The organism is Superficieibacter electus (assembly GCF_002915575.1).
Taxonomy (GTDB): Bacteria; Pseudomonadota; Gammaproteobacteria; order Enterobacterales; family Enterobacteriaceae; genus Superficieibacter; species Superficieibacter electus.
Map to the genome: position 1 here is coordinate 41890 of NZ_PQGD01000030.1, position 10372 is coordinate 52261.

The 10372-nt window shown below is 54.4% G+C and carries 10 protein-coding genes; 8 read left to right on the forward strand and 2 right to left on the reverse strand.

Annotation, left to right across the window (positions count from 1 at the left end):
• Positions 1-9 precede the first annotated feature (9 nt).
• Positions 10-708, reverse strand: a complete 699-nt coding sequence (locus CHU32_RS25130; protein WP_103674419.1) for a GntR family transcriptional regulator — start codon at positions 706-708, stop codon at positions 10-12.
• A gap of 199 nt (positions 709-907) precedes the next feature.
• Here CHU32_RS25130 and CHU32_RS25135 point away from each other — a divergent pair, with 199 nt between their 5' ends.
• Entirely contained in the window at positions 908-2230 is a 1323-nt protein-coding gene (locus CHU32_RS25135) for a PTS sugar transporter subunit IIC (RefSeq protein ID WP_103674418.1), read from the forward strand.
• Between the two features lie 37 nt (positions 2231-2267).
• Here CHU32_RS25135 and flk read toward each other — a convergent pair whose 3' ends face one another.
• Entirely contained in the window at positions 2268-3272 is a 1005-nt protein-coding gene (flk, locus tag CHU32_RS25140) for a flagella biosynthesis regulator Flk (RefSeq protein ID WP_103674417.1), read from the reverse strand.
• Positions 3273-3379: 107 nt separating this feature from the next.
• On the opposite strand from flk, the gene pdxB reads away from it, so the two are divergent.
• From pdxB to dedD, 7 genes are all read left to right on the forward strand, one after another.
• Positions 3380-4516 carry a 4-phosphoerythronate dehydrogenase PdxB gene (pdxB, locus tag CHU32_RS25145; protein ID WP_103674416.1) on the forward strand — a complete coding sequence of 379 codons (1137 nt, stop codon included), beginning with the start codon at positions 3380-3382 and terminating at the stop codon, positions 4514-4516.
• Positions 4517-4575: 59 nt separating this feature from the next.
• Complete coding sequence (locus CHU32_RS25150) at positions 4576-5586, forward strand: aspartate-semialdehyde dehydrogenase (protein WP_103674415.1); 1011 nt, start codon at positions 4576-4578, stop codon at positions 5584-5586.
• A gap of 2 nt (positions 5587-5588) precedes the next feature.
• Positions 5589-6401, forward strand: coding sequence for a tRNA pseudouridine(38-40) synthase TruA (gene truA / locus CHU32_RS25155; protein ID WP_103674414.1), 813 nt, complete (start codon positions 5589-5591; stop codon positions 6399-6401).
• 27 nt (positions 6402-6428) lie between these two features.
• Positions 6429-7088, forward strand: coding sequence for a DedA family protein (locus CHU32_RS25160; RefSeq protein ID WP_103674413.1), 660 nt, complete (start codon positions 6429-6431; stop codon positions 7086-7088).
• Between the two features lie 145 nt (positions 7089-7233).
• Positions 7234-8148, forward strand: a complete 915-nt coding sequence (accD, locus tag CHU32_RS25165) for an acetyl-CoA carboxylase, carboxyltransferase subunit beta (protein ID WP_103674412.1) — start codon at positions 7234-7236, stop codon at positions 8146-8148.
• Between the two features lie 70 nt (positions 8149-8218).
• On the forward strand, positions 8219-9487 hold the full coding sequence (gene folC / locus CHU32_RS25170; protein WP_103674411.1) for a bifunctional tetrahydrofolate synthase/dihydrofolate synthase: 1269 nt from the start codon (positions 8219-8221) through the stop codon (positions 9485-9487).
• On the forward strand, positions 9477-10175 hold the full coding sequence (dedD, locus tag CHU32_RS25175) for a cell division protein DedD (RefSeq protein WP_103674410.1): 699 nt from the start codon (positions 9477-9479) through the stop codon (positions 10173-10175). The genes folC and dedD overlap by 11 nt, the downstream gene beginning before the upstream one ends.
• The last annotated feature ends 197 nt before the right edge of the window (positions 10176-10372 follow it).

Genomic DNA, 10372 nt, shown 5'->3' on the forward strand with positions numbered 1-10372 from the left:
TGCCTCCTCTCAACGCGGGAAAAAGTATTTCACCTGGAACTCAAAGCTGTTTGAGTAGAGGATTGAATAATCAACGGGCTGCTGATTAATATCAATCGCCTGCGTCTGGATCTGTAAGATAGGATCTTTGGTACTGATCCGCAGTATTTCTGCCAGTTCAGGGGTAGGAAGGGTTGGCGAAAACGTCTCGAACGTTCCGGTGATGGTAACGCCACATTCTTTTTCAATAAAAGAAAATTTCGAGCTTTTCATATGTGCAATAGTCAGGGCAGGGAAGCGGTTTACGGACATCCAGGTTTCTTCGACCTGCATAACGATATTATCAATCAGACGCAGGCGTTTGATATAATAAACCGGTTCCGCCACCGCAATATTCAGTCCACCGGCGACCAGCACTGAGGCGGGCTGCATTTCAAATTTTAATATCTGGCTGCTGGCGATTTTCCCCGCTTTATGCGCTATTTCGCTAAAACTATTCATATGATCCATATGGGCAATGAAATTCTTTTCTTTTATATATGTTCCAGAGCCATGTACCCGCTCAATAATTCCCTCCTGTGCTAACAGTTTGAGCGCCTTGCGTAAAGTATTGCGGGAAACGTTAAGATCGGTTGCCAGTGTTTTTTCGCAAGGTAAAGCATCGCCGGTGTTATAAGTGTGATGATTTATTTTATTTTTCAGAATATTTGCAACATTTTTGTAAATCACTTATGGACCTCAGTAATTTTTTTAAAACAGCAGGTTAGATCTGAAAGTTCAACAAGATAACAAAAGTGGTTCCTTTTTATGGCTTAAGTTGAACCTTTATATTGCTACTTTAATGTGATCGGGGTAGCAAAAGAAAACATTTAGCATAAATAAAGTAAAGTTTTCTGGAAGCAGTAAGATGACATAAAAAGGAGTCGCTATGTCGTTAATGAACTCATTTGAACGAGGGATGGAGAAAGTACTTGTCCCGGTGGCGATAAAACTCAATTCGCAGCGTCATGTCTCGGCGATACGGGATGCGTTTATTCTATCGTTCCCGATTGTGATGGCCAGCTCCATCATTGTATTAATTAACTTTGCAATATTATCTCCGGATGGTTTTGTCGCCACATTGCTGCACCTCAATGCCATATTTCCTCATCTTGAAGAAGCCCAGGCTATTTTCTCACCAGTGATGAATGGTTCGGTGAATATTATGTCGATCCTGATCGCTTTTCTGGTCGGTCGTAATATGGCAAAAAGCTTTCACGAAGATGATCTGCTCTGCGGTCTGACCGCCATTGGGGCTTTTTTCGTCGTCTATACGCCTTATCAGGACATCGGTGGCCAGGCATATATGACCACCAAATACCTTGGTCCGCAGGGACTGTTCGTCGCGGTGATTGTGGCGCTGCTGTCCAGCGAGTTATTTTGCCGGTTAGCGAAGAACCCGAAAATTACCATCACCATGCCGGATGCCGTGCCACCTGCGGTCGCACGTTCTTTTAAAGTGCTGATCCCTATCATTGTGGTGATGATGCTTTTTTCCATTCTCAATTATCTTTTGCTGATGCTTTCGCCGGAGGGGCTGAATGATTTGATCTACAAACTCATTCAGGCTCCGCTGAAAAATATGGGCACCAACATTTTCGCCGTGCTGATTCTGGGCGTGGTCTCGAACCTGTTGTGGTTCCTTGGTATTCACGGACCGAATACTATTGCGGCGATCCGTGAATCCATTTTTTCTGAAGCAAACCTGGAAAACCTGTCGTGGGCAGCACAGCATGGCGATACGTGGGGCGCGCCTTATCCGATTACCTGGGGTGGCATCAATGATGCGTTCGCCAATTACGGCGGCTCCGGAATGACCCTCGGCTTGCTCATCGCTATTTTTATTGCGTCACGTCGTTCTGATTATCGCGATCTGGCTAAGATGTCATTTGTACCAGGGTTATTTAATATCAACGAACCGGTGATGTTCGGACTGCCGATAGTGCTGAACCCGATCTTTATTATCCCGTTTATCCTGGTGCCAATGGTCAGCTCGTTAATAGGCTATGTTTTCATTAGCACCGGCATTATTCCGCCAATTGCCTACGCCGTCCCCTGGACCACGCCAGGACCGTTGATTGCCTTTTTTGGCACTGGAGGGAACTGGATGGCGTTACTGGTAGGACTATTGTGTCTGGTCTCAGCAACGCTTATTTATCTGCCGTTTGTGATTGCCGCGAACAAGGTGAATGCGACGCAACAATCCGCGTAACGATAATGCCCCTGAGCGCTGGCTCAGGGGCAACGGTTTAAAGCACCAGATACAGCACCATAAAGGCAATTATCAGCGCAATGAGCATCACGCCAGGACGCGCCGACATCATTTTAATGTTGTCATACAACGCGGCAAAAGGACGGTGGATCGGCTGAGCATCGCGAATGTCCTGGGCATTCTGCGGACGCTCTGCCCGGCCTAAAAATACCTGATTCAGTAAATCCTGCACCTGCGCCGTGGTCAGTATCGCGTGTGGATTAACCTGCCAGTTCTGGCGCGCGTAATCCACAAGCCAATCCCACTCCTGCGGCTCCAGCGGCTGCTTCAGTGCTGACTGTAACGTATGGAGGGTCGGGGCGGGTTGGCTACTCAGCGTCTGACGCGCCTGTAACCAGGTCACCAGATGCGTAAACTGTTTTGCCGGAATTAGCTCCCCGCTTTTCACGCCCGAAAGCTCCAGCATTGATTGCCAGATCAGCTTGCCGGATTCACCGGTCGCGGCGGCAAGTTTTGTCACCAGTTGGTTAAGCGTATTGTGCTCAGCCGGAAGCAGCGGACGATCGGTCGCCGGACGTTGCTGTGGCTGCGGAATTGACAGCTCATTATTTTGCAGCAGCGTCAGCACGCCCTTAAGCTGTTCAGGCGTCAGTTGACTGAGCGCTGTCTGACCATACTGCTGGCGGATAAAATCACTCACCGCCTGACGGTTATTACCGAGATTCAAGAGCTCGGTAAGCTGCGCCAGCGTCTGACGGTTGCTGTAACTCTGCTGGGCTGCATCCAGACGCTGAGTCAGGTTTTGCTCTGCGGCAGGAAAATGACGTGATAGCAACGGCATCTCATTTTTTACGCCGAGATCGTGCTTTACCCCGGCCCAGACTTCAGCGCTTTGTTGGCGAGTCAGCGCCACCAGTCGCGTAATAAGACGCTCCAGAACGGTACGCTGCTGGCTGGAAAGCGGCTGTTCACCGACCGCTGAAGATGTGGCAGGGCCATCACCCGGAGGGCGAGCGGGCATACCTGAGATGGGTTGCGTCATTCGAAATCCTTAGTGTCATCATACTGAACCAGGTTTGCGAGTATGCCTGGCGGCGGGATTATGGCACACTTGCCCGACGATCTCTCCTTTCAGACAGGTACTTTATCGTGAAAATCCTCGTTGATGAAAATATGCCCTACGCGCGTGAACTCTTCAGCCGTCTGGGTGAGGTAACCGCGGTTCCGGGGCGGCCGATCCCACTGGCCGCCCTGGCGGATGCACAAGCGCTAATGGTACGTTCGGTCACTAAAGTGAATGAAGCGCTGCTGGCGGGGCAGGGGATTACCTTTGTCGGTACGGCAACGGCGGGGACCGATCATGTTGACGAGGCGTGGCTGGCGCAGGCGGGCATTGGTTTTTCTGCTGCACCGGGTTGTAATGCCATCGCCGTCGTGGAATACGTATTTTCCGCTCTGTTAATGCTGGCGGAACGCGATGGCTTTACTCTGACCGACCGCACAGTGGGGATCGTTGGCGTGGGTAACGTTGGTCGTCGTCTGGCAGAACGGCTTGAGGCGTTGGGCGTGCGCACGCTGCTCTGCGATCCGCCGCGCGCCGATCGTGGCGAGGAAGGTGATTTTCGTCCACTGGACGATCTGGTGCGCGAAGCCGACGTGTTAACGTTCCATACGCCGCTCTATAAAGACGGGCCATATAACACGCTGCATCTTGCCGATGAAGCACTGATCCGTCGCCTGAAGCCGGGGACCATCCTGATCAATGCCTGCCGGGGGCCAGTGGTGGATAACGCCGCGCTGCTGACTTGTTTACGCGAAGGTCAGGCTCTGAGTACCGTGCTGGATGTCTGGGAACCTGAGCCTGAGCTCCTGACCGACCTGCTGGAACGGGTGGATATCGGTACGCCGCATATCGCCGGCTATACGCTGGAGGGCAAAGCGCGCGGTACCACTCAGGTATTTGAGGCATTTAGTGAGTTTATTGGTCAACGTCAGCAGGTGGCGCTGGCTACGCTGCTGCCTGCGCCAGAGTTTGGCCGTATCACTTTGCAGGGACCGGTCGATCAAGCCACGCTAAAAAGGCTGGTGCATTTGGTGTATGATGTGCGCCGCGACGATGCGCCGCTGCGAAAAGTCGCAGGCGTACCGGGTGAGTTCGACAAACTGCGTAAACATTATCTTGAGCGCCGCGAGTGGTCTTCATTATATGTGCAATGTGACGACGCCGGAGCGGCAACCTTGCTGCATAAGCTCGGCTTCAACGCCGTTCATCACCCCATTCGTTAATCCTGTTTTTGTACCCCGCCCGATGGCGGGGTGCGTCGCTATTTCTGGAGTAAATCATTATGTCTGAAGGCTGGAATATTGCCGTGCTGGGCGCGACGGGCACCGTAGGCGAAGCTTTGCTTGAAACGCTGGCCGAGCGTGAGTTTCCGGTTGGCGAACTGTACGCTCTGGCGCGCAGTGAAAATGCAGGCGATTCACTGCGCTACGCAGGAAAGACCGTACGGGTGGAAGATGCCGCTGATTTTGACTGGACGCAGGTCCTGCTGGCCTTTTTTGTCGCTGGCGCAGAGGCAGCAGCGACTTATGCCGAAGAAGCTGCCAATGCCGGTTGCCTGGTCATTGATACCAGCGGTCTGTTTGCGCTTGAACCAGATGTACCGCTGGTAATACCGGAGGTAAATCCCTTCGTGCTGGCCGATTATCGTAATCGCAACATTATTGCAGTTGCCGATAGTCTGACCAGCCAGTTGCTCACTGCGCTTAAACCGCTGATTGACGATGGTGGGCTGGCACGTATCGCGGTAACCAGCCTGCTTTCCGCTTCTGCGCAGGGCAAAAAAGCGGTGGATGCGCTGGCGGGGCAGAGTGCGAAACTGCTCAACGGTATTCCGATTGATGAAGACGATTTCTTTGGCCGTCAGTTAGCCTTCAACCTGCTGCCGTTTTTGCCGGATCGTGAAGGCACCGTGCGCGAGGAACGGATCATTGTCGATCAGGTGCGGAAAATTTTGCAGGATGACGGCTTAATGATTTCTGCCAGTTGCGTACGCTCTTCGGTCTTTTACGGGCATGCGCAAATGGTCAGTTTTGAAGCGCTGCGTCCGCTGGCCGCTGAAGAAGCGCGCGAAGCTTTTGCCCGTGGCGAAGATATCGTACTGTCTGAAGAGAGTGATTTCCCGACCCAGGTGGGCGACGCCTCCGGCAGCGCGCATCTTTCTGTCGGCTGCGTACGCAATGATTACGGTATGCCGGAGCAGGTTCAGTTCTGGTCAGTTGCCGACAACGTGCGCTTTGGCGGCGCGCTGATGGCAGTGAAAATCGCCGAGAAACTGGTGCAGGAGTACCTGTAATTATGACCGAAGTAGTACAGCAGCCGGTCATGAAAATTGCGCTTGGTATTGAGTACGACGGCAGCAAATATTACGGCTGGCAGCGGCAAAATGAAGTGCGCAGCGTCCAGGAAAAACTGGAGAAAGCGCTCTCGCAGGTGGCTAACGAGCCGATTAACGTGTTCTGTGCCGGGCGTACCGACGCGGGCGTTCACGGCACGGGACAGGTGGTGCACTTTGAAACTCATGCGGTGCGCAAAGACGCGGCCTGGACGCTGGGTGTAAATGCGAATTTACCTGGTGACATTGCGGTGCGCTGGGTGAAACATGTAGCGGATGATTTTCACGCCCGTTTTAGCGCCACGGCTCGCCGCTACCGCTATGTGATCTACAATCATCGTTTACGTCCGGCAGTGCTTAGCCAGGGCGTGTCCCATTATCATCAGCCGCTGGACGCTGCGCGCATGCATCGTGCCGCCCAGGCGCTGCTGGGGGAGAATGATTTTACGTCGTTTCGCGCCGTGCAGTGTCAATCGCGCACGCCGTGGCGTAACGTCATGCACATTAACGTCGAGCGTTACGGCGCTTACGTGGTGGTCGATATCAAAGCAAATGCCTTTGTTCATCATATGGTAAGGAACATTGTCGGCAGTCTGATGGAAGTAGGCGCGAACAACCAGCCAGAGAGCTGGATAGCAGAACTGCTTGCTGCGAAGGACAGGAACCTGGCAGCGGCAACGGCGAAAGCGGAAGGATTGTATCTGGTGGCGGTAGATTACCCGGACCATTTCGACCTGCCGGTCACGCCGATGGGCCCGCTGTTTCTGGCGGACTAATAAGACGGTATAAAGGCATATAACCTCATGGATCTGATTTACTTCCTGATTGATTTCATCCTGCATATTGATGTGCACCTGGCGGAACTGGTCGCTGAATATGGCGTCTGGGTTTACGCGATCCTGTTTTTGATCCTGTTTTGTGAAACCGGCCTGGTCGTCACCCCGTTTCTGCCGGGTGATTCGCTGCTGTTCGTCGCCGGGGCGCTTTCCGCGCTGCCCACCAACGATCTGAACGTTCACCTGATGGTGATGTTAATGATCGTGGCGGCAGTGCTGGGTGATGCGGTGAACTACACGATTGGTCGGTTATTTGGCGATAAGCTCTTCAGTAACCCGAACTCGAAAATTTTCCGCCGCAGCTACCTCGACAAAACTCATGCCTTCTATGATAAACACGGCGGCAAAACGATCATCCTTGCGCGCTTTGTGCCTATCGTCAGAACCTTCGCGCCTTTTGTCGCGGGAATGGGCCATATGTCGTATCGTCATTTTGCGGCATATAACGTGGCTGGCGCGCTGCTGTGGGTGCTGCTTTTCACCTACGCGGGCTACCTGTTCGGCGATCTTCCTGTGGTGCAGGAAAACCTTAAACTATTGATTGTGGCGATCATTGTGCTGTCTGTATTACCCGGCGTGATTGAAATTATTCGTCATAAGCGAGCGGCATCAAAACAGATAAAATGATGGGGTAACGGCGGTTCGACCACTTTTTTATCCCAACTTGTGAACTGTTATGTTTTAATGTGCAACATTCATGGTCAGGCGGAAGTGTAAACCCCTCCCGGTTGACAAAACTGGCATCGGCCAGGTTCAGGCAGAAAGGTTATCAATGAGCTGGATTGAACGAATTAAAAGCAACATCACCCCCACCCGCAAGGCCAGTATCCCTGAAGGGGTGTGGACGAAGTGTGACAGCTGTGGTCAGGTACTTTATCGTGCCGAGCTGGAGCGCAATCTTGAAGTATGTCCTAAGTGTGACCATCACATGCGAATGTCGGCGCGCAATCGCCTGCATAGCCTGCTGGATGAAGGTTCACTGGTCGAGCTGGGAAGCGAGCTGGAACCGAAAGACGTACTGAAGTTCAGAGATTCCAAAAAATACAAAGACAGGCTGGCAAGCGCGCAGAAAGAGACCGGTGAGAAAGACGCGCTGGTGGTCATGAAAGGCACGCTTTACGACATGCCTGTAGTAGCTGCCGCGTTTGAATTCGCCTTTATGGGTGGTTCAATGGGGTCCGTGGTCGGCGCGCGTTTTGTACGCGCGGTTGAACAGGCGCTGGAAGACAACTGTCCGCTGATCTGCTTCTCCGCCTCAGGCGGCGCGCGTATGCAGGAAGCCCTGATGTCGCTGATGCAGATGGCGAAAACCTCTGCGGCGCTGGCCAAAATGCAGGAACGCGGTTTGCCGTACATCTCGGTGCTGACTGACCCGACCATGGGCGGTGTTTCTGCAAGCTTTGCGATGCTGGGCGACCTCAACATTGCTGAGCCAAAAGCGCTGATCGGCTTTGCTGGCCCCCGCGTTATTGAGCAGACCGTGCGTGAAAAACTGCCGCCAGGCTTCCAGCGCAGTGAGTTTCTGATTGAAAAAGGCGCGATTGATATGATCGTCCGCCGGCCGGAGATGCGCCTGAAACTGGCCAGCATTCTGGCGAAGCTGATGAATCTTCCGGCACCTGACCCGGACGCCCCGCGTGAAGAGGTGGTCGTGCCGCCAGTACCGGATCAGGAAATCGAGGCCTGATAATGCATAAGGGCAGGGCCAGACGGCGCTGCCCTTTTGCTTTCCTTAACCGTTAAACGTTGCGGACATCATGGAAAAAGTACTTATCCCTGACGCCACGTCGCCTCTGGCGGCGTGGCTTTCTTATCTGGAAAATCTGCACGCAAAGACCATCGATTTAGGGCTGGCGCGCGTTGGCGATGTCGCCGCACGCCTGGGCGTGCTGCGGCCCGCGCCGTTTGTCTTCACCGTTGCGGGAACGAATGGCAAAGGCACGACCTGTCGCACACTGGAGTCTGTCCTGATGGCGGCAGGCTATAAAACCGGCGTTTACAGCTCGCCGCATCTGGTGCGTTATACCGAACGGGTTCGCGTACAGGGCGCAGAACTGCCGGAAGCGGCGCATACGGCTTCCTTTGCGGCTATTGAAGCGGCGCGTGGGGAAACGTCTTTAACCTATTTTGAGTACGGTACCCTGTCAGCGCTGTGGCTATTTAAACAGGCGCAGCTTGACGTGGTGATCCTTGAGGTCGGGCTGGGTGGACGGCTGGACGCCACCAACATTGTTGATGCCGATGTGTCGGTGGTGACCAGCATCGCGCTGGATCATACTGACTGGCTGGGGCCGGACCGTGAAAGTATCGGGCGAGAGAAAGCCGGTATTTTCCGCGCCGGTAAGCCTGCTATTGTTGGCGAGCCGGATATGCCGCAATCTATTGCGGCGGTGGCGGCAGAAAAAGGCGCAACGTTGCGGCGTCGTGACGTTGACTGGCACTATGAGGTCTGCGAGCGCGACTGGCGTTTTGTCGATGCGCAGGGCGAACTTAACGCGCTGCCAATCCCGCAGGTGCCGCAGCCTAATGCCGCCACCGCGCTGGCCGCGCTTCGCGCCAGTGCGCTAAAGGTCAGCGAACAGGCAATTCGTGAAGGTCTCGCCAGCGCCATTTTGCCGGGCCGTTTTCAGATTATCAGCGACGCGCCACGGGTGATCCTCGACGTGGCGCACAATCCGCACGCTGCCGCATATTTAGCCGGGCGTCTCAAAATGCTACCAAAAACCGGGCGCGTGCTGGCGGTCATTGGTATGCTGCATGATAAAGATATTGCCGGGACGCTGGCCTGCCTGACGGATTGTGTAGACAGCTGGTATTGCGCCCCGTTAGAAGGCCCACGCGGCGCAACGGCTGAGCAGTTGCTGGAGCATTTACCCGACGGCGAGGTGTATACCACAGTAGGGAAAGCGTGGCATGCTGCGATGGCAGATGCACAGCCAGAAGACACCGTGCTGGTGTGTGGCTCGTTTCACACGGTAGCACACGTAATGGAAGAAACAGAGGCGGGGAGATCCGGTGGCAAGTAAGTTTCAGAACCGTTTAGTCGGCACTATTGTGCTGGTCGCGCTGGGCGTTATCGTCCTGCCTGGCCTGCTCGACGGCCAGAAAAAACATTATCAGGATGAGTTCGCCGCAATCCCGCTGGTGCCAAAAGCGGGCGATCGCGATGAACCTGATATGCTGCCTGCCGCAACGCAGGCGCTGCCTGCACAACCGCCTGAAGGCGCAGCAGAAGAAGTAAGGGCGGGCGATGCCGCTGCGCCTACCCTGGACCCGTCGCGCCTGGCAGCGAACAACGGTGCGGATATCGATCAGATCCCGGTGCAGCCCGATCCGCCAAAACCCAAACCGGCGGACAAGCCGCAGCCAAAGCCGCAGCGTGACAAAACCAGCGAGCAACTGGCCGCTGCCAGCGAAACGCCATCGCCAGCCACCGCGAAGCCAGTGGCGGAGGATAAACCCGCGCCAGCCGGCAAGGCGTATGTGGTGCAACTGGGGGCGCTGAAAAATGCGGATAAAGTCAGTGAGATTGTCGGCAAACTTCGCGGGGCTGGTTACCGGGTTTATACATCGCCTTCAACGCCGGTACAGGGTAAAATCACCCGCATCCTGGTAGGGCCTGACGCATCGAAAGATAAGCTTAAGAGTTCACTGGGCGAGCTGAATCAGCTATCGGGTTTGAACGGCGTGGTGATGAACTACAGCGTGAACTAGGGTGGGGGCTTCCCACCCTCACCCTAACCCTCTCCCTGAGGGAGAGGGGACAGTCCGGCGTCTGACTCAGCATTTTCATCCTTAACTCAGTACCCGTATTCCGGGTACAGTCCCCATACACCCTCTCCCTCAGGGAGAGGGCCGGGGAGAGGGTGAACCCCGGGTACAGCGCTCAACCTCTCTCTCCCTCAGGGAGA